The organism is Coriobacteriia bacterium, from assembly GCA_034370385.1.
GTDB lineage: Bacteria > Actinomycetota > Coriobacteriia > Anaerosomatales > PHET01 > JAXMKZ01.
In genome coordinates, this window is the sequence record JAXMKZ010000005.1 from 151964 (window position 1) to 176151 (window position 24188).

16 protein-coding genes and 2 tRNA genes are annotated in these 24188 nt (G+C 65.4%); 10 read left to right on the forward strand and 8 right to left on the reverse strand.

Annotated features, from left to right (window positions below):
- Window positions 1-96 precede the first annotated feature (96 nt).
- Together U1E26_01765 and U1E26_01770 are read left to right on the forward strand one after the other, a co-directional pair.
- On the forward strand, window positions 97-240 hold the full coding sequence (locus tag U1E26_01765; GenBank protein ID MDZ4168370.1) for an acylphosphatase: 144 nt from the start codon (window positions 97-99) through the stop codon (window positions 238-240).
- 83 nt (window positions 241-323) lie between these two features.
- Complete coding sequence (locus tag U1E26_01770; GenBank protein MDZ4168371.1) at window positions 324-1169, forward strand: alpha/beta hydrolase; 846 nt, start codon at window positions 324-326, stop codon at window positions 1167-1169.
- Here U1E26_01770 and U1E26_01775 read toward each other — a convergent pair.
- From U1E26_01775 to U1E26_01785, 3 genes are all read right to left on the reverse strand, one after another.
- A complete protein-coding gene (locus U1E26_01775) occupies window positions 1166-2065 on the reverse strand; it encodes a DMT family transporter (protein ID MDZ4168372.1) in 900 nt (299 codons plus the stop codon). The two genes, U1E26_01770 and U1E26_01775, sit on opposite strands and share 4 nt — an antisense overlap.
- Before the next feature lie 59 nt (window positions 2066-2124).
- Window positions 2125-3015: a hypothetical protein gene (locus tag U1E26_01780; GenBank protein MDZ4168373.1), complete on the reverse strand. Its 891-nt coding sequence runs from the start codon at window positions 3013-3015 to the stop codon at window positions 2125-2127.
- Window positions 3016-3178: 163 nt separating this feature from the next.
- Window positions 3179-3254 (reverse strand) — tRNA-Ala (locus U1E26_01785).
- A 233-nt stretch (window positions 3255-3487) separates the two neighbouring features.
- Here U1E26_01785 and U1E26_01790 point away from each other — a divergent pair.
- Complete coding sequence (locus tag U1E26_01790) at window positions 3488-3826, forward strand: P-II family nitrogen regulator (protein MDZ4168374.1); 339 nt, start codon at window positions 3488-3490, stop codon at window positions 3824-3826.
- 579 nt (window positions 3827-4405) lie between these two features.
- Here the strand turns inward: U1E26_01790 and U1E26_01795 are convergent.
- Together U1E26_01795 and U1E26_01800 are read right to left on the reverse strand one after the other, a co-directional pair.
- On the reverse strand, window positions 4406-4630 hold the full coding sequence (locus U1E26_01795; GenBank protein ID MDZ4168375.1) for a thioredoxin family protein: 225 nt from the start codon (window positions 4628-4630) through the stop codon (window positions 4406-4408).
- A 15-nt stretch (window positions 4631-4645) separates the two neighbouring features.
- Entirely contained in the window at window positions 4646-5113 is a 468-nt protein-coding gene (locus tag U1E26_01800) for a rhodanese-like domain-containing protein (GenBank protein MDZ4168376.1), read from the reverse strand.
- 162 nt (window positions 5114-5275) lie between these two features.
- Here U1E26_01800 and U1E26_01805 point away from each other — a divergent pair, with 162 nt between their 5' ends.
- Entirely contained in the window at window positions 5276-14101 is an 8826-nt protein-coding gene (locus U1E26_01805; GenBank protein MDZ4168377.1) for a glucoamylase family protein, read from the forward strand.
- 4 nt (window positions 14102-14105) lie between these two features.
- On the opposite strand, the gene U1E26_01810 is transcribed toward U1E26_01805, so the two are convergent.
- On the reverse strand, window positions 14106-14933 hold the full coding sequence (locus tag U1E26_01810; protein MDZ4168378.1) for an SDR family oxidoreductase: 828 nt from the start codon (window positions 14931-14933) through the stop codon (window positions 14106-14108).
- Between the two features lie 93 nt (window positions 14934-15026).
- Between U1E26_01810 and U1E26_01815 the strand changes: the two genes are divergently transcribed.
- The 5 genes from U1E26_01815 to U1E26_01835 all read left to right on the forward strand — a co-directional run bounded on the left by U1E26_01815 (window position 15027) and on the right by U1E26_01835 (window position 21604).
- On the forward strand, window positions 15027-16445 hold the full coding sequence (locus U1E26_01815) for an FAD-dependent oxidoreductase (GenBank protein ID MDZ4168379.1): 1419 nt from the start codon (window positions 15027-15029) through the stop codon (window positions 16443-16445).
- The gene (locus U1E26_01820; protein ID MDZ4168380.1) at window positions 16442-17206 is read left to right on the forward strand and encodes a DUF1365 domain-containing protein; all 765 of its coding nucleotides are present in this window, start codon (window positions 16442-16444) and stop codon (window positions 17204-17206) included. The genes U1E26_01815 and U1E26_01820 overlap by 4 nt, the downstream gene beginning before the upstream one ends.
- Window positions 17203-18378, forward strand: a complete 1176-nt coding sequence (locus U1E26_01825) for a cyclopropane-fatty-acyl-phospholipid synthase family protein (protein MDZ4168381.1) — start codon at window positions 17203-17205, stop codon at window positions 18376-18378. Before U1E26_01820 ends, U1E26_01825 begins: the two co-directional genes overlap by 4 nt.
- Before the next feature lie 194 nt (window positions 18379-18572).
- Window positions 18573-20060: a DEAD/DEAH box helicase gene (locus U1E26_01830; protein ID MDZ4168382.1), complete on the forward strand. Its 1488-nt coding sequence runs from the start codon at window positions 18573-18575 to the stop codon at window positions 20058-20060.
- 146 nt (window positions 20061-20206) lie between these two features.
- Window positions 20207-21604, forward strand: a complete 1398-nt coding sequence (locus U1E26_01835; protein ID MDZ4168383.1) for a citrate/2-methylcitrate synthase — start codon at window positions 20207-20209, stop codon at window positions 21602-21604.
- A gap of 271 nt (window positions 21605-21875) precedes the next feature.
- Here U1E26_01835 and U1E26_01840 read toward each other — a convergent pair whose 3' ends face one another.
- Together U1E26_01840 and U1E26_01845 are read right to left on the reverse strand one after the other, a co-directional pair.
- Window positions 21876-23234: a Fic family protein gene (locus tag U1E26_01840; GenBank protein MDZ4168384.1), complete on the reverse strand. Its 1359-nt coding sequence runs from the start codon at window positions 23232-23234 to the stop codon at window positions 21876-21878.
- Between the two features lie 177 nt (window positions 23235-23411).
- Window positions 23412-23488: transfer RNA gene (locus U1E26_01845), tRNA-Ile, on the reverse strand.
- A 173-nt stretch (window positions 23489-23661) separates the two neighbouring features.
- Here U1E26_01845 and U1E26_01850 point away from each other — a divergent pair.
- The gene (locus U1E26_01850) at window positions 23662-24171 is read left to right on the forward strand and encodes a bifunctional nuclease family protein (GenBank protein ID MDZ4168385.1); all 510 of its coding nucleotides are present in this window, start codon (window positions 23662-23664) and stop codon (window positions 24169-24171) included.
- The last annotated feature ends 17 nt before the right edge of the window (window positions 24172-24188 follow it).

Sequence of the window (24188 nt, forward strand, 5' to 3'; positions counted from 1 at the left end):
CTTTGACTACGGGTACAGGAAGCGTACCACCCGATCGGGGACTACTGACGGTAGCGCGGCGACGGGTCGCACCGACCACGGACAGGAGGTACTCACATGGACGACCCGGTGCGGGTCCTCGTCACCGTCACCGGCCGCGTCCAAGGGGTCTCGTTCCGTGAGTCCACGCGACGCGAGGCCGAGAAGGCGAGCGTCCAGGAAGAGCCACCGGCCGGCCTGCAAGGGTTCTCGATTCTGTAGGTCGGCGCTGCGCGAAAGCGGCTGGGCGCGTACCATGAGACAGAGTCCGGTATCGCACGCGCGCCAGAGACTGCGAGAGACCGATGCGCCATGTCGAAGGGTCATTCACCGGGGCCGGAGGCCTCGGACTCCACATCCAGCAGTGGCTGCCCGACGCCGAGCCGAAGGCGGCGTTCGTGCTCATTCACGGCATCGGCGAGCACAGCGGCCGCTACCCCAACCTTGTAGAACCGCTCGCCCGAAACGGCTACGCGGTGTGGAGCTTCGACCAACGTGGGCACGGTCGATCCGAAGGCAGGCGCTGCCACGTGGACAGCTGGTCGCAGTACCTCGATGACCTCGACGCCTTCCTCGATCTGGTCGCGTCAGAGCTCCCCGACGCGCCGCAGGTGATCTACGGCCACAGCATGGGCTCGTTGATCGCTTTGGACTATCTGCTGGAGCGCGAACGCGCTCTTGCGGGGGCGATCATCAGCGGCGTTGCGCTCGAGCCCGCAGGGGTGAGCAAGCCGTATCTCATCGCGGCCGCCAAGACCCTGTCTCGGCTCGCTCCCCATGTGACCGCCGACCTCAAGATCGATGCTGCTGACCTCAGCCGTGATCCGATTGCGGTAGCGACCACGCGTGCCGACCCGATGATGATGTCGCGAGCGACTATGCGCTGGGGAGCGGAGGGGCTTGCGGCCGTAGACCGCATCAAGGCGAAGATGTCGTCCGTGGACCTACCCCTGCTGATTCTGCACGGGGAATCCGACCGCCTGAACATGTCGAGCGCCGCTCAGGCCCTGTACGACTCTGTGGGATGCGAGGACAAGCGGATCCACATCTACGAAGGTGCCTACCACGAGCCACACAACGACTACGGCCACGAGCAGCTGGTCTCGGACGTAGTCGAATGGCTCGACCGCGTCACCGCCCCAGCCGCCTAGCTGACGCGTTTCGCCTGCGCCGAACCCGGCTGGCCCTTCATCTGCACCAGCGCCACGCCCGCGATCGCCACCGTGCCACCTAGGGCCGTCATGAGCGACGGCACCTCGCCGAGCCAGAGCCAGGCGATGAGAGCCGCGTTGACCGGCTGGAAGTTCAAGAACACCGCCAGCCGGCTTGCCGGCATCTTGGCAAGCGCCAGATTCCACAGGACGTAGCTGACAGCGCCCGGGAATATCCCGAGGAAGATCGCCGCAATCGTCGCCGAAGCGGTCGCCTCGGGAATCTGTGTGATGAGCCCCGGAGTGAAGAACAGAAGCGGCACGGTACCCGCCCAGATGGCGTACGTCGTGAACTCCAGCCCCGAGTAGTGTCGAAGCGGCGGCTTGGACACGATCATGTAGAGCGAGGCGGCTATCGCCGCAATCAGGATGAGCAGCGCGTTGGGATCGAATGCGAGCGACTCGCCCTGACCGAACGAGATCAGCGCCACGCCCGCGAACGAGGCGAGAATGCCGGCCCAGCCCCATCGACCGAGCTTCTCGCTCAAGAAGCGCCGGGACAGCAGGGCGGTGAACACCGGGCTCGACGAGATGAGCAGCGCCGCGGCGGCGGCCTGAACGGTCTGCTCGCCGAAGTTCAGCGCGGTGTGATAGACGCTGATACCGACGAACCCGGCCAACACGATGACCGGTAGGTCACGCCGATCCGGCAGGCGCATCCGCGTCACAAGGGCCCACAAGCCCACGCAGACAGAGGCCGTGCCGAAACGAAGCAGCGCGAGCTGCCCGGGGCCGTAACTCTCTAGCCCGGCACGGATTCCGGCGAACGCCGCCGCCCACAACAGCAGGGCGATCGCGATCATGACGTAGGTCTTCGGTTCGATACGGGGGGTCATGCCGCCCATCGTAGACGATGCCGAACGCAGGCACCTATCCGAAACGGCGATCCGAACCGCTACCTGACGGTGACTGTCGTGATCGGCGAGGCACCGGCGGCGGCGGACACACTGCTCGGCGAATACCAGCGATAGCGCGCCTTGCCCGCCTTGGTGATCCGTACGCTGTAGCTCGCCGTGCCGGCCGCAGACGTCGTGCGGGTTGCGACGGTCTTCCACGTGCGTCCGTCGGTGCTGCGCTGCAACACCACCTGCTTGCCGGCCAGTGGCACGCTACCGGTGAAGGGCGCCGTCTCGGGCGTCGCCCTGACCGTGACCGCAGCACGATAGGTCACCACGCCGCGCACGCGCCTCAGTGTCAGCGCCGACCTGGCGGGGGTGCGTACCAGTGTCTGGGTGCGCTTCACCGTGAAGCTCGCGGCGCCGGTGGACTCGTTGCCCGCGTTGTCGAGCGCCGTCCAGGACAGCACATGCGCCCCGGGTGCGCTGACCGTCACCGAACCCCCTGTCGGCGCAACACCGCTCAGCTGTGCTCCGTTGAGTCTCCACGCGGCGAAACCAACACCCGAGTGTGCGTCCGACAGACCGAACCTCACGACCGCTGGTCCACGGTACTCGGCGAGCGGCACGGTCGTCAGCGTGGGGGCTCCGCGATCGATGCGCACGTAGCGAGTCTGCTCGAGCTCGGTGTTGGGCGTCTCTGCACTGTCCTGTGACCAGAAGCGGACGGTGGTAGTGCCTTCAGCTGAGACATCGAAGGGTGCCATATAGGTGATGACCGGCCCCCCGCCGATACGGTAGTACGTGACGACGGGCGAGCTCGACGCCTCGAAGGCCGACAGCGAGAGCGTCACGGGGCCCGCATCAGCGTGCCAGCCCCACTCCAGCCCGTGAATCGTGGTGAGCGGGGGCGTGCGATCCACGGTGGTTCCGGACCCACAGTCCGGCACGACAGGTCCTCAAGCGGCGCCGGCGGGCACGGTCTGGCCCACGAGGAGCGTCAGCGCCATCACAAGGACCACGGTTCGGATTCGTGAGCGTTTCATGGCGCGCCCTGTCCCTTCGTAGAAGTGAGGGCGGGCGAGCTTTCGCTGCCCGCCCTCACGTATCGCCTGGTGGAGACGAAGGGGCTCGAACCCTCGGCCTCAGGCTTGCAAAGCCCGTGCTCTCCCAGCTGAGCTACGTCCCCGTGCGCGGGAGATTATAGCAGGATAGACGCGACGAGAGCAGGCATCTCACGGTCGTCATCCGCCTTCACGCGCACGTCGCTCAAAGTTCATGAACTCGAAACACCCCCTCGCCATCGGCGAAACAGGGAGCTGGTTCGATATGCCCGCAGGTCAAGTGAGCCTGTGACCGCTCGACCGGACATCGTCTCGCGATGAAAACGACCACCGCCTGTGTGGTCTCAAGGGACTCACTATGAAGCGCATTGAAGCCACGATCCGGCCGGAGCGTCTCCAGGACGTGAAGACCGCGCTTGCGGACCTCGGGGTCAGGGGCATGACCGTGTACGAAGCGCGCGGCCATGGCATCCAAGGCGGCGTGACCCAGCAGTGGCGCGGAGAAGAGTACGTGGTCGATCTGCTTCCCAAGGTCACGGTGGTGGTGGTGGTCAACGAGCATGAGGTAGCCGATTGCCTCGATGTCATCGCGCGAGCGGCGCGTACGGGTCGCATCGGAGACGGCAAGATCTTCGTGACCGGGGTCGAGCAAGCGATGCGCATCCGGACCGGCGAGACCGGAAGCGAAGCTTTGTAGCACCGACACGAGGGAGGGCGCCGCCTCCAGGGGAGCACGAAAGAAGAAGGCGGACCCTATCGTACGGATCCGCCCTCTCTCTTTGTCCGGGCCTTCAAGGCCTCGGGCTGAACACGTGACGGGGATGGCCTTCGCTGCGCCTGTGCGGCCCCTCACTAGGGCTATTCTCGGGAACTATCGGGCGAATCTTCGCTAGCGCCCTCATTCCCTTCAGGCTATCAGGCTTATGCCGGGCACCTTCGGCAAACGTCGGCACTGCAGGTGACTCGAAACACTCACTTCTGTTGCGCCCGATTCACGGGCACCTCTCACACGCAAACGATTCTTCGACTTACGCTTACTCAAACGACGCTGCCGCAGGGCTTGAATCTGCCATCCCGGTCGTGTGTTCGACTTCCAACGTCGAATCCAATTCGGGCGGGTCTCCTTTCGCAAGCCCATCGTGACCACGGGGTCACCCCCGCTCGCTATCAGTATTCCCCTTAGAAGCGTCTATTCCTCACACAACAGACGAACGGCGCCCTTTGAGCGCCGTTCGGATAGCATCATGCGATGAAAGGAGCCTGCGGGGTCTCGGCGTTACTGCAGCCCGTCGAGTGCCTCGGCCAGCTTCGCCTCCGGAGCGCTTCCCACGATCTGGCCCGCTTGCACGCCGTCCGCGTTCACGAAGATGAAAGTGGGTACACCGGTGACACCCAGCGAGTTCGCGAGTTGATTGGCGTTGGCGTCCGACTCGACGTTGAGCCGCCGGAACTCCACCTTGTCGCCGTACTTCGCCTCTAGCCCATCGACCACGGGCTTCATCTCGATGCAGGCGGGTCAACTGTCGGTGAAGAACTCGACCATCACGGGCTTGCCGCTTGTGGCGATGCGCTGGCTGTCCGCACCTTCAGCTGCATCGCCGGTCTCAAGGGGGTCGGGCCATGACGCGACACCGGCGCTCAGATGCGCGATGCTCGTGAATCCCAAGGCCCGCATGATGTCGACGGCGCTGACCGACCGATCGCCCGTGGCGCAGTAGACGAGGTAGGTTGCGTTCCTGTCCCAACTTGCGGCCTGTTGCTCCAACTGGTCCAGCGGAACGTTGATGGAGCCCGCGATGCGCCCGAGCTGAAACTCTCCGGGCGTGCGGACGTCGACGATCTGCGCGCCCTTCGCGATGACTGCCTTGGCTTCCTGCGCGTCAACGTTCTCTATGCCGCCCGCGGCGGGCCTGAAAAGATTCCAGCCGACGATTACCGCAGCGATCACTCCCACCACTATCCACACCATCGTCTTAGGTTTCATCCATACTCCTCGTTGTCCGAATCTGCGCCGCTCAGTATACCCCCATGGGTATCCTGCTAGCAAGCGTGGCTCTTACGTCCCCCACTCGGGGATAATCTCACGTACCATCGCAACCATACTGCAACGCGCGCGCCACCCTGCGCGCGCACCTGAGGGGGCCCGTTGCACGGCGAGGCTGAATCGGCTACCGAGATCCCGCGCGTCGTAGCGCAGGAGGACTTCCCGCTGCGCGCGGAGCTGCTCTCAACCGAGCGGCTGGCGGACGAAGCGCGCGGCGTTGCGGCGACCCAGCGCTGGACAACCGCCGACAAGCCCCGCACCACACCGCTCATCGCACTCATGGCCAACGCCGCTCGCTCGCTCGCGTCGGACAACTCCGAGTTGAACCTCGCGGTCCGCCAGGGCCTCGCGGCTCCACCGGCTGGCGAGTGGCTCCTCGACAACTACTACCTCATCGAGGAGCAGGTGCTCCTGGTCCACGAGGACCTGCCGGCACGGTACGGCGTCGAACTGCCACGCTTGGCATCGGGCGAGCACGCCGAGATGCCCCGGATCTATGACGCGCTGCTCACGCTCATCGCCCATACCGACTCCCGCCTAGACGAGGATCGCCTTCTGGCGTTCGTCGACGGCTACCAGGATGTAGCACCCCTTTCCATCGGCGAAGTGTGGGCCGTGCCGATCGTCCTGCGCATCGGAATCGTGGAGAACCTCAGACGTCTGTCTCGCGCTGTCGTGCTGTCTGAGCGCGAGGAGCGAGATGCTGACGCCTGGGCGGAAAGACTGCTTCTCACCGGCCAAGATGACCCGTCGCAGCTGCCGGCGCTCCTGGCCGAGCTCGATGTCGCCTCCTCGGGGCGTACTGCGCCGTTCTACGTGAGACTCTCCCACCGCCTGAGCGACCTGGCGCCCGGCGCCGGCACCGTCAACACGTGGCTCGAACATCGACTCCTCTCGGAAGGGATATCCCTCGACGAGGCGGCAACCGAAGCCCAGCAGCTCCAAGCCGCCAACCAGGTCTCCATCGCCAATGCCATCACGGCCATCCGGTTCCTCGATGCCTACGGGTGGCGGGAGTTCTTCGAGCGCGTGAGCCTCGTGGAGGCGACCCTGCGCCACGACCCCTCTCACACCTACTCCGCAATGGGTTTCGAGAGCCGCGACCGGTATCGACACGCTCTTGAGGCGATGGCCCACCGATGTGACCGCACCGAGATCGAGCTGGCAGAGGAGGTCGTGTCGCTCTGCCGTGGCGCCTTGGTCGCCGATCCGGCTGACGAGGTGCGCGGCCACGTCGGCTGGTGGCTGATAGCAGGCGGCCGTCCCGAGCTCGAGCGACGGGTGGGTTATCGTCAGCGGAAGCGCGAGATGCTCTACCGCGGACCGTTGCGCAATCGCGGGCTGTTCTACGGCGGCACGCTCCTCGTGATGGAGGCCGTCTTGCTGGCAGTGACCGCGCTGCTCGCGTTCGGTGCAGGGGCCGAGTTGTGGCAAGCGACCGTTGTGGTGCTTCTGGCGGTGATTCCCCTCTCGGAGGTCGCCGTCGCTCTGATGAACCGGCTGGCCTCCCTCGTCTTCCCGGCACGATTGCTGCCCAAGCTCGACCACCGCGAGCCCGTCGGCGAAGATGCCCGTACCCTCGTGATCGTGCCGGCGCTGCTCTCCTCGCCTGCAGCGGCACGAAGCGTCATCGCCAACCTTGAAGTCGCCTACCTCGCGAACCGTGACGAGAATGTGGCGTTCGGCGTCCTCGGAGATCTGAAGGGGGCCTCAGAAGCCACGACCCCCGGTGACCACGCCGTCATCGAGGCGGCCGTTCAAGGCGTGTCCGAACTCAACGAGCGCTACGGGGCCGAGCACGGCGTGCGTCCGTTCCACCTGCTCGTCAGGGCACGAAGCTTCAACGAGCCCGAGGGAACGTGGATGGGATGGGAGCGCAAGCGCGGTGCGCTCGTGGAGCTGGTGCGCGAGATGCGCGGCGACCCCAAGACCTCCTTCTGCGTGAGGCTCGGAGACGCCGACTTCCGGCGTTCGTGCGTGTACGCGATCACCCTGGACGCCGACACCCTGCTTCCTCGAGATGACGCGCGCAAGCTCATCGGCACCATCGCCCACCCGTTGAATCGAGCGCGGCTCGAACACGGGGAACGGCGCGTGCGGCGTGGCTACGGGCTCGTACAGCCACGCGTCAGCATGACCATCAGCGGAGCTGCGCGGAGCCGCTACGCGGCCCTCAACTCGGGCGTGCCCGGACTGGACCCCTACGCGAACGCCATTTCCGATACCTACCAAGACGTATTCGGTGAGGGGTCGTTCACCGGCAAGGGTATCTTCGAGATCGATGTGTTCCACGGGCTGCTTGAGGGCCTGTTCCCGGACAACACCCTACTCAGCCACGACCTGGTCGAGGGATCGTTCGTACGAACCGCTCTGGCGAGCGACGTGGAGGTGCTCGACGAGTACCCTCCCAACTACCTGGCTGCGGCATCCCGGCTGCATCGCTGGATTCGTGGCGACTGGCAGACCCTGCCGTTCCTCGCGCCCCGCCTTCGCGTTGCGGATGGCTCGGTGATCGACAACCCCCTCTCCGGCCTCCATAAGTGGAAGATCCTCGACAACCTGCGCCGGTCGGTCGTGCCGTTCGCCACCCTGCTTCTCGTGATCGTCGGCTGGGGACTTGTGCCCGAAGCCGCTCTCTGGTGGCCGCTCGCAGGTTTGCTCGCGGTCCTGTTCCCGGCGCTCTTCTCGTTCGTCGATGCGGTGGTCACGCGCCCGCGCACGCTCCCCCTGTCTGCTTCCTTGCCCGGAGTGGCGCGGGACCTCCGTTCGAACACCGTGCGGCAGTTGTTCGCGTTCTCGACGCTGCCTCACCAAGCCTACCTGGCCACCGATGCTGCCGTGCGCTCTGTCTGGCGGCTCTTCGTCTCGCATCAGCACCTGCTGGAATGGGAGACCGCCGCCGATGCGCAGGCTCGCGCAGGCACCACCCCACGGGCGTTCGTCCGGACGATGGCGCCCGCAGCGGTCATCGTATGCTTGGGGATTGTTGCGGTTGCGGCGCTGGTGCCGACGCGGTTTCTGACCGCACTTCCCGTGGCGTTGCTCTGGCTTGCCTCCCCCTTCGCGGCGTGGTGGCTATCGCAAGACACCCCTCCTGCGGCACCCGATGCTCTCAGTGAGCGCGAGACCTTGGCGCTGCGCCGAATCGCCCGCAAGACGTGGCGGTTCTTCGATGCGTTCGTCGTGGCCGACGGCCACCACCTCGCACCCGACAACTTCCAAGAATCCCCCGGCGGCGTCGTGGCATGGCGCACCTCACCCACGAACATGGGTCTGCAGCTGATCACCTACCTCGGGGCATACGACCTGGGGTACCTCACCCTGAACGGGATGGTCGAACGGGTCGCTGCCGTCCTGGCTTCGATGGCAGGCTTGGACCGCTTTCGCGGGCATTTCTATAACTGGTACGACATCCGCACCCTCGAACCGTTGCACCCCGCGTACGTGTCGACGGTGGACTCCGGCAACCTCGCCGGTCACCTGCTCGTACTGCGCGTGGGACTGCTCGAGGCGAGCGAGGCGCCGCTTGTCGGTCCCCAGGTGCTATCCGGGGCTCGTGACGCGGTCCGCCTCGCTCTTGAGGACTTCGTCGCCGCTCAGGACCGGCTCGGTCCGGAGAGCGCGTCTCACGGCTGCCGGGAGGCGCTCGATGCCCTCGAGCGCGCTCTCTCCCTGACGGAGCCTCCGGCCGACCTCGGCGGGTGGAGCGCACTCCTGGTTCGCCTGACGGCTCTCGCTGATGAGGCCGTCGCCTGCGCGGCAGCGCTCTCCGAGCCGGGGCCGGACGCCTTCCCCGGCCCCCACGAAACATCAGAACTCGCGGCGGACAGCCCCCCGGTGCCCTCGACCCCGCTGCAACGACTCCGCGCCTCAGTCGCGGATGCTTCTCGGGCCGTGCACCGCCCGCTGGAACTCGTGCTCGAACTCGCTCCGTGGGCCCGACGTCTGTCCGAAGTGCCCGGGACGGTGCGCTCCGATGCCGACCTCCAGCCGCTGCTCGTGCACGTTCCGAGTCTGACAGGGCTGGCCGAAGGCCTCGGCGCGGTGCTGGCCGCCCTTGATGAGCACGCTGCGGGTGAGGATCGTGCGGTGGCGGCGTGGAGTAGCGCGGTGGCGGCGGGAATCCGGGAGGTGCGCCCGACGGCGGTCCAGCTCCTCGCACGGTTGCGCCTGAGCTCCGACATCGCGCGCGAGATGTGGGAACACACGGACTTCGGCATGCTCTACGACCCGCATCGGCAGCTCTTCTCCATCGGCTACAACCTCTCTGAGGGTCGCCTCGACGGCAGCTACTACGATCTTGTGGCGAGCGAGTGCCGGCTGGCGAGCTTCCTCGCCATCGCAAAGGGCGACGTGCCTCAGGAGCACTGGTTCCGCTTGGGGCGCTCGCTCACGAAGACGGCTCAGGGCCGCGCGCTCGTGAGTTGGTCGGCCTCGATGTTCGAGTACCTCATGCCGCTGCTCGTCATGCGCGACTGGCCCGGAACGCTGCTGTCCGAGACGTACCGCGTAGTGGTGGATCGCCAGATCGCGTATGGCTCCGACCGAGGTGTCCCCTGGGGCGTCTCGGAGAGCGCTTTCAACGCCAAGGATGTGAACCTCACCTACCAGTATCAGGCGTTCGGGGTCCCGGGGCTCGGGCTGAAGCGTGGGCTGTCCGACGACATCGTCATCGCCCCGTACGCCTCGGTGCTGGCACTACCGGTGGCTCCTGCGGCGGTCACCGCGAACCTGGCGGCTATCCGCGAAGCGGGCGGAGAAGGCGCCTACGGCCTCTACGAAGCGCTCGACTACACCCCCGGTCGTGTTCCCGCCGGCCAGACGCGCGCGGTCGTTCGCGCGTACTTCGCCCACCACCAGGGGATGAGTTTCGTCGCGCTCACGAACACGCTCGCCGGGGCGTGCATGCAGACCCGTTTCCACGGCGACCCGCTCGTCGTCTCCGCCGAGCTGCTGCTGCAGGAACGGGTGCCCCGCAACGCACTGGTCGTGGAGCCCCACGTCGAAGAGGTCCGCGAAGTGCGGTCCGTGCGCGAACTGCCGCCGCCGGTCACGCGCACTTACCCGGCAGCACCCACCGCCGTGCCCGCCACGCACTTCTTGTCCAACGGCCGCTATTCGGTGATGGTCACCAACGCGGGCGGAGGCTACTCGCGCTGCAACGACCTTGCGATAAACCGCTACCGGGAAGACGTGACGCGTGACTGTTGGGGCACGTTCTTCTACGTGCGAGACGCCGAATCGGGCCACGTCTTCTCCGCGCCGCGCAACCCCGTACCGACCGCGCCGGACTTCTACCACGTCACGTTCGCGCCCGACAAGGCTGAGTACCACCGGACCGACGGCGACCTCGAGACGCACATCGAAGTGGCCGTGTCGCCGGAGGATGACGTCGAGGTGCGTCGACTGGCTATCACCAACCGCGGACGAACGCCGCGCTCCCTTGAGATCACGTCGTACTTCGAGATAGCGTTCGCCGCGCAGGGGGCCGATCAGGCGCACAAGTCATTCTCGAACCTCTTCGTGGAGACCGAAGCGCTCCCTTCGACGCACGCGCTGCTGTTCACCCGCAGGCCTCGCTCATCCACCGAGGAGCGGCTGTGGGGCCTGCACCTCGTGGCCTGCGACACCGGTGCGTGCGAGTGGTCGTTCGAGACCGACCGGGCAGCATTCCTCGGACGCCTTCGCGCACAGGATTCACCCGCAGCCGTCTTTGAGGGTGGTCCGCTCTCCGGCTCGGCCGGCGCGGTGCTCGATCCGTGCTGCGCCCTACGCCAGTCAGTGAAGGTGCCTCCCGGCGAGACGGTCCGTCTCGTCTTCGCCACCGGGGTCGCTTCCACGCGCGAAGCGGCGGTGCGTCTCACCGAGAAGTATCACGACACCCATACGTGCCAGCGAGCCATCGACCTTGCGTGGACCGCGAGCCAGCTGGAGCTTCGGGACCTCGGCATCTCTCCGCGCGAGGCGGTCACCCTCGAGCGGCTCGCCTCGCGGCTGCTGCTTACCGACCCCTACTCGAAGCTCAAGATCAAGACGCCGTGCGAGAACGGACTGCGCATCGACGGGCTGTGGTCGATCGGCATCTCGGGCGATAACCCCATCCTGCTCGTGCGCGTCGAGGAGCTCGAGCACGCGCCGCTCGTTCGCCAGGCCCTGCTGGCGCACCAGTACTGGCGCCACAAGGGGCTTGTGGCCGATCTGGTCGTACTCAACACCCGCCCGACGGGCTACGCCGACGAGCTTGACGATCGCCTGAGGCTGCTCGTGCGCACGGGCCACGCACTCCAGATGCTGGACAAGCCCGGCGGGGTGTTCCTGCGACGCTGTGACCAGATGCATCCTGACGTGCTGAACCTGCTGCTGTCCGTGGCGCGTGCGACACTCGACGGCGACGCCGGCACCATCGAACTCCAGCTCAACCGGCGCGGCACCTACCCGGAGATGCCCGACAGCTTCATCCGCTCGCGTGATCCGGAAGAGCACCCCGCATCCGCGCTCGAGCGTCCGATTCTGACTCACGACAACGGCATCGGCGGCTTCGATCCTAAGACCGGCGAGTACGTGATCGTGCTCGAGGGAGAGCAGACGACGCCCGCCCCCTGGATCAACGTGCTCGCCAACCCCACCTTCGGCGCCACGGTGTCAGAGGCAGGCGCGGGCTGCACGTGGGCGCTCAACAGCCACGAGAACCGCATCACCACCTGGAACAACGATCCCGTCACCGACGGGTCCGGAGAGTCTCTCTACATCCGTGATGAGGAGACCGGCGAGTTCTGGAGCCCCACGCCCCTACCCGTGCGGACGCCAGGACCCTACGTGATACGTCACGGCCAGGGCGCCACCCGCTTCGAGCACACGACGCAGGGGATCCGGCACGAGCTTGACTGGTTCGTCTCCGCCGACGACCCGGTACGAGTGTGCCGCCTCACGCTCACCAACGAGGGTGTTCGCCGCAGGCATCTGAGTGTCACGCAGCTGGTCGAGTGGGTGCTCGGCGACTCGCGGTCCAAGGCCCAGCAGCTTGTCGTCACCTGGTTCGATGCCGAGGCTGACATCCTCACGGCACACAACCACTTCAACTTCGACTTCCCCGGGAGATGCGCGTTTCTCGCCTGCGACCGCGAGCTGCACTCGTGGACCGCCAGCCGCAGCGAGTTCATCGGTCGAAACGGACGGGCGAGCGACCCCGCCGCCCTGCACCGCACGCATCTTGGCGGCACCTCGGGACGGTACCACGACAACTGCGGCGCGCTGATGACGCGCGTCGCCCTCGAGCCGGGCGAATCGGCCGAGGTCTCCTTCCTGCTCGGGCAGACGAACACCCTCGAGGAGTGTCGCGAACTGGTGGCACGGCTCAGGCGAAGCGGGGCCGTCACCTCCGAGCTCGCACGCGCCCGATCCTTCTGGTCAGAGTTGCTCGGCACCGTCGAAGTCGACACGCCCGACGACCGTCTCGACCTTCTCGTCAACGGCCGGCTTCTCTATCAGGTGACCGCCTGCCGCCTGTGGGGTCGAACGGCGACGTATCAGTCCAGCGGGGCGTTCGGTTTCAGAGACCAGCTCCAAGACGTGATGGCGCTCCTGCTTGTGCGACCCGATCTCGTGCGTACTCAGATCCTCGAGGCCAGCCGCCATCAGTTCCCCGAAGGTGACGTCCAGCACTGGTGGCAACCGTACTCGGGGCGCGGCGTCCGCACCCGCATCAGCGACGATCGACACTGGCTGCCACTTGTGGTCGCGGAGTACCTCGACGCCACCGGCGACTACGGCGTACTCGACGAGAAGACCGCATTTCTGGACGCCCAACTACTTGCGCCGGACGCGGAGGACGCCTACCAGCAGCCGGCCGTGAGCGAGCAGGCGGTCAGCGTATACGAGCACTGCATCCGAGCGCTCGAGGCCGGACGTCCGACCGGTGCACACGGGCTGCCCCTCATGGGCGGTGGCGATTGGAACGACGGCATGAACCGCGTGGGCCACGAGGGCCGCGGCGAGAGCGTCTGGCTCGCTTGGTTCCTCGGCCACGTGCTCATGCGCTTCGCCCCGGTGTGCGAGCACCGCGGCGAGATCGGGCGCGCCACCGAGTATCAGCAGTGGGCCACGACGCTTGCAGCGTCGGTCGAGGAGACGTCATGGGATGGGGCGTGGTACCGCCGCGCGTACTTCGATGACGGGACCCCGCTCGGCTCACGTGACAGCGAGGAGTGCCGCATCGACGCGATCGCACAAGCGTGGGCGACGATCTCGGGTCTCGGCGATCCCGAGCGGTCGGCCACGGCTCTGGACAGCGTCGAAGAGAAGCTCGTGCGGCGCGAGGATGGGCTGATCGCCCTGTTGACGCCCCCGTTCGACCGTATGGCTCACGACCCGGGATACATCAAGGGCTACGTACCCGGCGTGCGCGAGAACGGGGGCCAGTACACGCACGCCGCGGTGTGGGTTGCGCTGGCCCACCTGCTGAGGGGCGACGGCGACGAGGGAGCGGCTCTGCTCGACCTCATCAACCCCATCCGCCACGCCTCCGATGCGGCGGGCGTCGAGCGCTACAAGGTGGAGCCCTACGTCATCGCCGCCGACGTGTACGCTGTCGCGCCCCACACGGGCCGAGGCGGCTGGACCTGGTACACCGGTTCGGCTTCGTGGTTCTACCGCGTCGCGCTCAACACGCTGCTCGGATTCCGCGTCCGAAGCATCGAGGGATCGCCCCACCTGTCGGTAGACCCGTGCATCCCCAAGCACTGGCCGCGCTACACCATGGCGTACCGCTTCGGGTCGACGACGTATGCGATCACGGTGGAGAACCCGCGCGGCGTCAACCGGGGAGTGGCGCACGTCTCACTGGACGGGGTGCGGTCCGATGCTCTCACGGTTCCGCTGACAGACGACGGTCGGCGTCACGAGGTCTTGGTCACCCTGCTCGGCGGGTGATGGCTCACGTCTTCTGGGCGCCGCCCATCCAGCGGCGGTGGAAGAAGCGCATGAACGCACGGTCGCCGAAGAATCGCCGCCCGGCAAGAATCGGCCGTGCATATGCCGCGACCGGGTAGCGCAACCTGTCGCTGTCGTCGGTGACCGCACGAAACACCTCATCGGCCGCGGCCTCAGGCGTCGTACGGTCGGTTATCGACGACTCGAAAGCCCGCATCGACTTCACGGACGGTCGGTATGCTTGAGATCCGGGCAGCCCTTCGTCTGAATCGGGCAGGACCTTGCCCCAGATCGCCGTCTGCACGAACCCCGGCTCGATCACCTTCACGCGTATCCCGAACGGCTTCAGTTCGTGCCACAGCCCCTCGCTGGCCCCTTCAAGCGCCCACTTCGTGGAGTTGTACCCGGCGAAGAACGGAAACACGATTCGCCCGCCCAGAGACGTCACGTTGGCGATCGTGCCGCTCCGACGCTGCCGCATCGCGGGCAACAACGCCCGTATCAGCTCCAGCTGTCCGAAGACGTTGACCTGATACAGCATCTTCAACTCCTCGGCCGCTATCTCCTCAAGCGGGCCGAACTGCAAGACGCCCGCATTGTTGAGCACCACGTCCGGACACCCGACCTGCTCGATCACCCTTGCCGCAAGCGCGGACGCGGAGCCCTCGCGCTCCAAGTCAAGCGCCTCGACGTACGAGCACCCCTCCAGGCCGTCAGGGTAGCGCGACGGATCCCGGACCGTACCGACCACTGTCCAGCCGGCCTGCGCGAATCGCGCCGCACACGCCTTGCCGATTCCGGTCGACACTCCGGTGATGAGAATGGTGGCCACAACGCCCTCCGACCTCAGGTTAGGGAAAGATGAATAGCGCTAGGATGTATATGTCCATTAGCCGCCCTACACCACGAGCAGGGGGATTGGTCGATGCGCATCGCAGTGATCGGGTCAGGTATCGGAGGTATGTCGGCCGCGTGGCTGCTGTCCCCGGCAAACGACGTGGATGTCTACGAGGTCTCCGATCGTCTGGGCGGGCACACCCACACCCTGGACGTGACGGCGGGCGGGCTCACGTTCCCGGTGGATACCGGATTCATGGTCTTCAACCGACGTACCTACCCCAACCTCACGCGCTTCTTCGAGCACCTCGGCGTCGATGCCGCCGACGCCGACATGAGCTTCTCGGTCTCCTTGGCCGACGAGGACATCGAGTGGAGCGGAACCAGTCTCGATACCGTGTTCGCTCAGCGCAAGAACGTCACGAACCCGCGTTTCTTGCAGATGCTGGCCGACGTGCTGCGCCTGTCTCGAAACGCCGACCGGCTCATGTCCGACCCCACGGTCGCCGATCTCTCGCTGGGTGAGCTGATGGAGCGCGAGGGGTACAGCAAGGCATTCACCGACTGGTACCTCATCCCGATGGGCGCCGCGATCTGGTCCACACCTCCCGGTGACATGGTGGACTACCCCGCCCTCACCTTCCTGCATTTCTGCGACAACCACGGCCTGCTGCACATCCTGGGCAAGCCGGCGTGGCTGTCGGTGAAGGGTGGTGCCAAGCGCTATCTTGACGCTGTCGGCGGCACGCTCTCCGGCGAGGTGTTCACCGGCGAAGGAGCTGAGCGGGTGGAGCGCACCGCTACCGGGGTGCGGGTTCACACCGCGAACCGAGTCGAGTCCTACGACCAGGTCGTGTTCGCCTGCCATCCTCCCCAGACCCGCGAGATCCTCGGCGAGGCGATGAGTGACGCCGAGCGCGCTGTGCTCTCGGCCTTCGAGTACTGGCCCAACGACGTGGTCGTGCACAGCGATGAGTCTTTCCTGCCGCGCTCCAAGCGCGCGTGGGCATCGTGGAACTGGTACTCCGAGGGCAGCGAGATCGACAAGGCGCTGCTGCGCCTCACCTACCGCATCAACACCCTGCAGTCCCTGCCTGAGGGAGCGCCTTCCGTCCTCGAGACGCTCAACCGTGACCACGAGCCTGCAGAGGGCACGTTGTTGGCCCATTTGAGCTTCGACCACCCGATGTACTCCCGCGAGGCCGTGGCGGCACAAGCGGCACTGCCCCGCATCCAGGGCGCAGACCGCGTGTGGTTCGCCGGGGCGTGGACGCGCTACGGCTTCCATGAAGACGGCATCCTGTCAGGCGTCCGTGTCGCCGAGGCGCTGGGGGCGACCCTGCCGTGGGGCGACCAGCTCGACCCGACGCGCACGATGACGCTTGCCGGCGCGCCGGTGCCGTTGCTCGGCCAGACGCGCAAGATCCCGCGCAGCGAGTTGCCACCCGAGGTGGCCGGCGTGCCCGAACAGCGTCCGGCTCAGCGTCCGGGGAGCGTCACGGAGTGAACAGCCGCCTCTACCAGGGAACGGTCACGCACGTCCGCACGACTCCCGTGCAAAGGCGGTTCTCCTACGGCCTCTACTACGTCTACGTCGACCTCGCGGAGCTCGACGAGCTCGATGGTTCGCTCGCTCGGTTCGGACACAATCGGCGAGCAACGGTGAGCGTGTGGGACGTCGACCACGGTCCCCGGGACGGCTCTGCACTCCGGCCCTGGATCGACGCGGTGCTCGCCCAAGCCGGTATCGACCTGGACGGTGGCCGGGTGTGCCTGCTGACCTTTCCCCGCGTGCTGGGCTTCCGGTTCTACCCCGTATCGTTCTGGTACTGCTTCAGCGCAGACGGCCAGCCCCGAGCGGTTCTTGCCGAGGTTCAGAACACGTATCGCGACCACCACAACTACCTGCTGCACAACAACGGCGGCGTCTACGACTGGCAGGCACAGCCCACGCACGTGAAGGCCTTCTTCGTCTCCCCGTTCGTGCGCCTCGAGGACGTCAGATACGAGTTCCACGTATCGGAGCCGGGCACCAAGCTCTCCGTGTCCATCACCGACCACGTCGATGACGCTCGGCTGCTGACCGCATCGATCGCGCTCGGCGAGCAGCCCCTGACCGATGAGAGCATCGCACGGGCAGTCCGCCGCATGGGACCGATGAGCGCACGCGCGCTCATCCTGATCCACTGGCAGGCGTTGCAGTTGATTCTGAAGCGGGTACCCTTGATTCCACACACTCCTCCCCCAACCCAGGAGACCTCGCTGTGAGCTCGTCGCCCGCCGAACAACTCCTGTTCACCGCGCTGCGGCACGGCCTCGGCGCAGGCGAGCTGACCATCGTGGGCCGAGACGGACGCGAGCGGGTCATCCGCGGCCGGCTACCCGGGCCCGCGGCCACCGTGGTGCTCAGAAGCCCCGTCGCCGCGCGGCGCACCCTGTCCGGAGGGGGCCTTGGGCTGGCCGAGGGATACCTGGACGGCGTGTGGGACACGCCGGATCTGCAGTCCGTCCTGGATCTGGGCGTGGCCAACATGCCCCCGCACAAACCGACGCGACCTTCACTCAAGACCAGAGCGACCCGCGCCTGGCACGCCCTGCGCGACAACGACGTTGCAGGGGCTCGCAAGAACATCGAATACCACTACGACCTCGGCAACGACTTCTATCGGCTCTGGCTGGACGAGTCGATGGCTTACTCGTCCGCGCTCTTCTGCGAACCGGGAGCCGAGGATCTGAGCTCCGCACAGGTGCGCAAGTGGGACCGCCTGCTCGACCAGCTCCAGCCGGGATCGCGCGACCATCTGCTGGAGATCGGCTGCGGCTGGGGCGGCTTCGCGATCCACGCAGCACGCGAGGCTGGCTGCCGGGTCACCGGCGTGACGATCTCGGCCGAGCAGCACGACTGGGCCGTCGCCGCCGTGGAGCGGGCCGGCGTTGAGAACCTCGTCGAGATACGGATGCAGGACTACCGCGAGATTACCGGTCAGTTCACCGGCATCGCCTCGATCGAGATGTTCGAAGCGGTCGGCGAACGCTGGTGGCCCACGTTCTTCGGCCGCGTCCGGGATCTGCTTGCCCCGAACGGGGCGGCCGCTATCCAGGGCATCACCATCGAGGACGCCCGCTTCGAGGATTACCGCGACCATCCCGACTTCATCCAGCGCTACATCTTCCCGGGCGGCATGCTGCCGAGCCCCGAGCGCTTCCGCGTCGCCGCCGAGGCGCAAGGGCTGCGCATGTGCGAGCCCCACTTCTTCGGGGCCAGCTACGCCGCAACGCTGTCGGAGTGGGCCCAGCGCTTCGAGGCAGCCGCCCCGGGGGTGCGGGCGCTCGGCTTCGACGAGCGGTTCATGCGTATGTGGCGCTACTACCTCGCCTACTGCCAGGCCGGCTTCAAGGCGGGCACGATCGACGTCATGCAGGTGCGGCTGGAGCGCTGACGCGGGCCTGAATTGGCTATTTCGCGGCGCACCGTGCATACTACGTGCATCACAGGACTCCGAAGAGCGAGTCCGAACACCCAAGACTCGGTTCATCCTATCGCGCCATCTCCACGTCGCGCGTGCCACCAGGATCGACTGCGTCTGACACGCAGTGCGGTTCTATTTGAGCGCGCACAGACAGGAGAATACGCGTGAGTTTTGACAACCTGGGTCTCGACCCTCGTCTGATGAAGGCGGTGGGCTCGATGGGCTACACCGTGCCCACCCCTATCCAGACCGAAGCGATTCCGCTCGTTCTGGCCGGCCGCGACGTCGTCGGTATCGCCCAGACCGGCACCGGCAAGACCGCAGCGTTCGTGCTGCCTCTCATGCAGAACATCCCCGCCAAGCCCGGCGGCATTCGCGCGCTCGTCGTCACCCCCACTCGCGAGCTGGCCGTCCAGATCGAGGGCGTGGCCCGCGATGTTGCCCGCCATACCCGTCACCGCGTGGCCGTGGTCTACGGCGGCGTGGGCTACGAGCCGCAGAAGCAGGCCCTCAAGCGCGGCGTCGACGTTCTGGTGGCGTGCCCCGGTCGCCTGCTCGATCTCATCTCGCAGGGCGACTGCAACCTGGGTTCGGTCGAGGTGCTCGTGCTCGACGAGGCCGACCGCATGCTGGACATGGGCTTCTGGCCGGACGTGAAGCGCATCATCGCCAAGGTTCCGCCCACCCGACAGAACCTTCTGTTCTCAGCGACGATGTCACCTGAGGTCATGAAGATCATCCAGGCGACCCTCGACAACCCGGCCCGCGTCGAGGTCTCCCCGGCGACAACGCCGGTCGAGGCCATCGTGCAGTCCATCTACCCGGTCGGCGGCAAGGACAAGGCGGATCTGCTTCTCTCGATCGTGAAGGAGCACGGCCTCAAGAAGGTGCTCGTGTTCACCCGGACGAAGCACCGCGCCGATCGCGTCGCTCGCGTGCTGGACAAGGCGGGCGTCCGCGGAGCCGCCATCCACGGCAACCGCAGCCAGGCACAGCGCCAAAAAGCGCTCGAGAGTTTCCGCAAGGGCCACGTGCACGTACTCGTGGCAACGGACGTCGTTTCGCGCGGTATCGACATCGACGACATCACGCACGTGGTGAACTTCGACCTACCGAACGTACCGGCGGACTACGTCCACCGTATCGGCCGTACCGCCCGTGCTGGACGCAGTGGAGCCGCCATCTCCCTCTACTCTCCCGAAGAGCACGAGCAGCTTCGCGACATCGAGAAGACCATCGGCTCCACGCTCCCCTGCGAGGACCATCCGGGTTTCGCCTACCGCGATGCGCGGGTCGTGCCTGACCCCGAGCGTTCGGCCGCATCGCCGAACAAGCAGGGCGGCTCGAAGCAGGGTGCCGGTTCCGGCGGCGGCAAGCCGAAGCGCAACCGCCGCGGTGGAGGGCGCAGCGGCTCAAGCCGCGCAGGTGCCACGGGTTCCGGCACGCTCGACACCGTGGCCAGCATCGGCGCGAAGTCGAGCGGCAGCCACCACTCCGGCGCGAATCGCAGCCGCTCAACGGGCGCGGGAAGCACCGCAGCATCGTCCGGCGGCACGTCGTCAGGGAACACCGTGACCGCGGGTAACACCAACGGTTCGGGCGCTGAACCGCGGCAGCGTACGCGTCGCCGCAGGCGTCCGCCGACCGAGTAGTCCCGCCTCGAATCCCCGTCTGCGACATCGCAATCCGCCTCTTTGCGGGTTGCGATGCTCGTATCGGTCGATATTCGGGTAGCCTTACCAGTACACGCACACATGCCGCTCGATAGCTCAAGCGGGCGCAGCACAGAGGGAGCCCCATGGCTGAGGAGACCTGCACGTCGGTGACACCGGCGCCGATTGAGAACCCCAACGGTCGCGATGCCGCGCTCGACAACTGGACGTCGATCGCCCAGCAGCAGTGCCCCGTCGACCCGGGGCTGTACGTCGAGTACGACGTGAAACGCGGGCTGCGCGACCAGGCCGGTCGGGGCGTCTTGGCCGGGCTCACCCGGATCGGTGACGTCGTCGGGACCGCACGCGAAGGGGACCACCTGGTTCCCGCCCCCGGGCAGCTGCTGTATCGCGGCATCGAGGTCACCGACCTGGTTGACGGTTTCGTCAGTACCGGACAGGCGGGGTTTGAAGAGACCGCCTACCTGCTTCTGTTCGGTTCACTGCCGACCACCCCGCAGCTCGATGAGTTCGGCGCCTACCTGTCCGAGATGCGCAGGATGCCACGCTCCTTCATTCACGACGGGATTCTCCGCATGCCGAGCAAGGACATCATGAGCGCGATGATGCGCGGGGTGCTGGGACTCTACACGCTCGACCCGGCGGCTGATGACACGTCAACCCGCAACGTACTTCGCCAGAGCCTGCACCTCATCGCCAAGTTCCCCATGCTTGCGGTCTACGCGTACCAGGCGTACCTCGACGAGTTCCACGGCAAGAGCCTCGTGATCCACCGGCCCGAGCCGGAGTGCTCGACCGCCGAGAACTTCCTGCACATGCTGCGCCCGAACAGCGCCTTCACCAAGCTCGAGGCGCTCGTGCTCGACATGATGCTCGTGCTGCACGCCGAACACGGCGGGGGAAACAACTCGACCTTCGCAACGCACGTGGTTTCGTCGACGGGCACGGATACCTACTCCGCCATCGCTGCTTCGCTCGGCTCCCTGAAGGGTCCGCGGCACGGCGGCGCAAGCCTCAAGGTGGTCCAGATGTTCGACTCGCTGCGCGAGGACATCACCGACTGGAAGGATGACGAAGAGATCGCGGACTTCCTGCATCGCGTACTGGACAAGCAGGCCTTCGACGGTGCCGGTCTCATCTACGGCATGGGCCACCCGGTGTACTCGGTCTCAGACCCCCGCACAGTCATCCTGCGGCGCTACGCCGAACAGCTCGCGTCCGAGAAGGGCTTCAGCGAGGAATTCGAGCTGCATACCCGCGTGGAGCGCCTCGCGCCGCTGATCGTCTCTGCCAAGCGCCGGGTCTTCAAGGGCGTCAGTGCCAACATCGACTTCTACTCGGGGTTCGTCTACCGGATGCTCGACATCCCCGCAGAGCTCTACACGCCTCTGTTCGCGATATCGCGCGTAGTGGGGTGGAGCGCGCATCGGCTCGAGGAGCTCGCCGACGGGGGCAAGATCATCCGGCCGGCGTACAAGAGTGTCTCGCCCCTGCAGTCCTACGTTCCGATCTCCCAGCGCTGAGAATGGGACGAATGTCATCCAAGGGTGATGATTTTCTGCCGACTTCGCTCGATAACTAAGTCTACTTTGTCTGCTACTTCAGAGTCGGGCAGTTCCTGGATACTATCCGGTGCCTGGAACGCGTGTGGTTGCGGTCACTATCACCGAACATGCGTTTGGAACTCCTTTGTTATCAACATTCGCACCCACCGATAATGAACTGATAGCAGCGATGTTTTCGCAGGTCAAAGAAGTAGATGAATTATCAACCGAACAGACTCAACGTCGCGGCTCAGGAAACCTCGCTGACATTCGCCTTTATCATGCTTCTCAAATCTGGGGCGGGCACGAAGACATACTTCCTGCCAATACGCTTCTGAACCATGTAGCCGTCGTCGACGAGCGAGAGCAGGTCGGCCCGTGCGGTGGCATACGCAACATCGTGCGAGGCTTCGTGCGACTCCATCGTTACTTGGACGCCGGGGTCTTTGAGCGCACGAATCAGAATGGCTCGCTGGCGGTGATTCAGTTTGAGGTTACTCTTGAGGCTGCGCTGGAGACTCTCGTCTTCCCTCGCCTTTCTGCTCATGTACTCATGCAGTTCGTTCAGCGACTGCTCAATAGCATGCAGGTTAAAGGTAACAAAATAGGTCATGTCACAGCCGTCTTGCTCGGAATAGATGTATGCCTTGTCGTACTGTCCCCGCCTTCCAAGAATGACGCGTGAAATCGCCAGGTATTCAAAGAGCCAGTAGCCGCGCTTCAACATGTAGAGATAGAACAACGCCCTAGCAGTTCGTCCATTCCCGTCAACGAAGGGGTGAAGATACGCGAGCCAGAAATGCAGGACGATTGCCTTGAGGACGGGATACTCAAAGTCGCCGTCATTGTTATTGGCGTAGTCGCAGAGCGTCTGGAGTTGCGACTCTATCTCGCTCGCGTGGGGCGGCGTATGAAGAATCTCATTGCGCCTGTCGTCCACCACTACGATGTCATCGTCCTCAGTCCTAAAACGCCCCGAGTCCGCTGCGTTGTCGAATGTTCCCTCGGTCATAGATTCCTGCAAGTCGAGAATCCTCTGAGGGGTAATCGGCTCTGCGACGAAATCCCTGATTCTCTGGATAGTCTTGAAGTTGTTGAGGATCATGCGTTCGGCGCGGTCGGCAGGCGCTCGCCCTGTTCGAAGCATCTCCTTGGCGACCCGCGTAGTGGTAGCAGCCCCCTCTATCTGACTCGAAGCAATGGCTTCCTCCATGAGCGAGTTGACGAGAAACCTCTTTCGGTTCTCTTCGGGGATTCCCCCACTGTCCATGGTGATACTGCCGCCCGCTCGTTTATCTATTTCGTGAAGGCATCTCAGCACCTCTGGTGTGAGCGAGTACGAGAAAGTACCCCCGTCGACATCGGCGACGAGCGTATCTCGTCTATCCAGCGCCCTTGTAAGTTTCAGAAGAAACCATGCGATCTTCGGGTCGAGTCCTTCGGGCAGCGGAATGTGCTTGAACTTATCCCAGAACAGATAGTCACTGTTTGCACGCCTGAGAACATCCCGCACGAGTGGATTCTGTGCAAGAGTCATCACTTCATTCACGCTGAGTGTCGAACTGCTCAGGTCAACGCTTGGCGCGGGTTCAAGAATTCGCCGCTTCAAAACGTGCCCCCAAACTATCAGTCGAGTCCTTTGTTGATAGTATCACGGCACGGACACCCGCCGCCCACGACATGTGTTTCCATCAATACCCATCTGATGTGCCGCCCTGGAATCCTACCTTCCGCTTCAGGGCGTGAAAAAGCCCCACTCGTGTGAGCAGGGCTTCAGGTGAAGCATTGGTGGGCCCGGATGGATTCGAACCATCGACCTCACGGTTATCAGCCGTGCGCTCTAACCAACTGAGCTACGGGCCCGGCTAGGGCAAAACGCCCGCATACCATATCGAACACGCCTCGAACGCGCAACCGCTTCTTCCCACGGCCCACGGGGCCCCTTGGAAGCGTGCCCTCCCTGCGCCGACGGTTACAATGCGTTGACAGGGTAGAGACTACCCAGGGGCGTCGGCGTGCGAGCGGAGGTGAGCGCGGTGAGACAGGTTCGCATAGCCAGCCTGGCGGTCGATCCGCGCTCTGACCAACCGGTCATCATTCTCAAGCCGCTCGAAGAGGAGCCCGGCACCGGCGTCCTGCTGCCCATCTGGATCGGGCAAGCGGAGGCTACCGCGATCCTGCTCGCCATTGAAGGTGTTCCCCTCAAGCGACCGATGACGCATGACCTGCTCAAGGATGTGCTCGAAACCCTCGACACCTACGTCGAGCGCGTGGAGATAACGCGCGTCGAGGAGGGCACGTTCTACGCTGCGATCACCCTTCGCGGCGAAGAGAGAACGCGTGTTGTCGATGCCCGACCCAGCGACTCGATCGCCCTGGCGGTGCGGATGGGTGCCCCCATCTTCGTGGCCGAAGCGGTCCTCGCCGATGCTGCCGTCTCTGACGAATCGGTGGTCGAGACCGGCTCCGTAGAGGCCGCCGAGGCAGAGATCGCGCGCTTCCGTGACTTCCTCGAGAACGTAGACCCCGAGGACTTCACCGAGTAGGCGCTTGCATAGCGCGC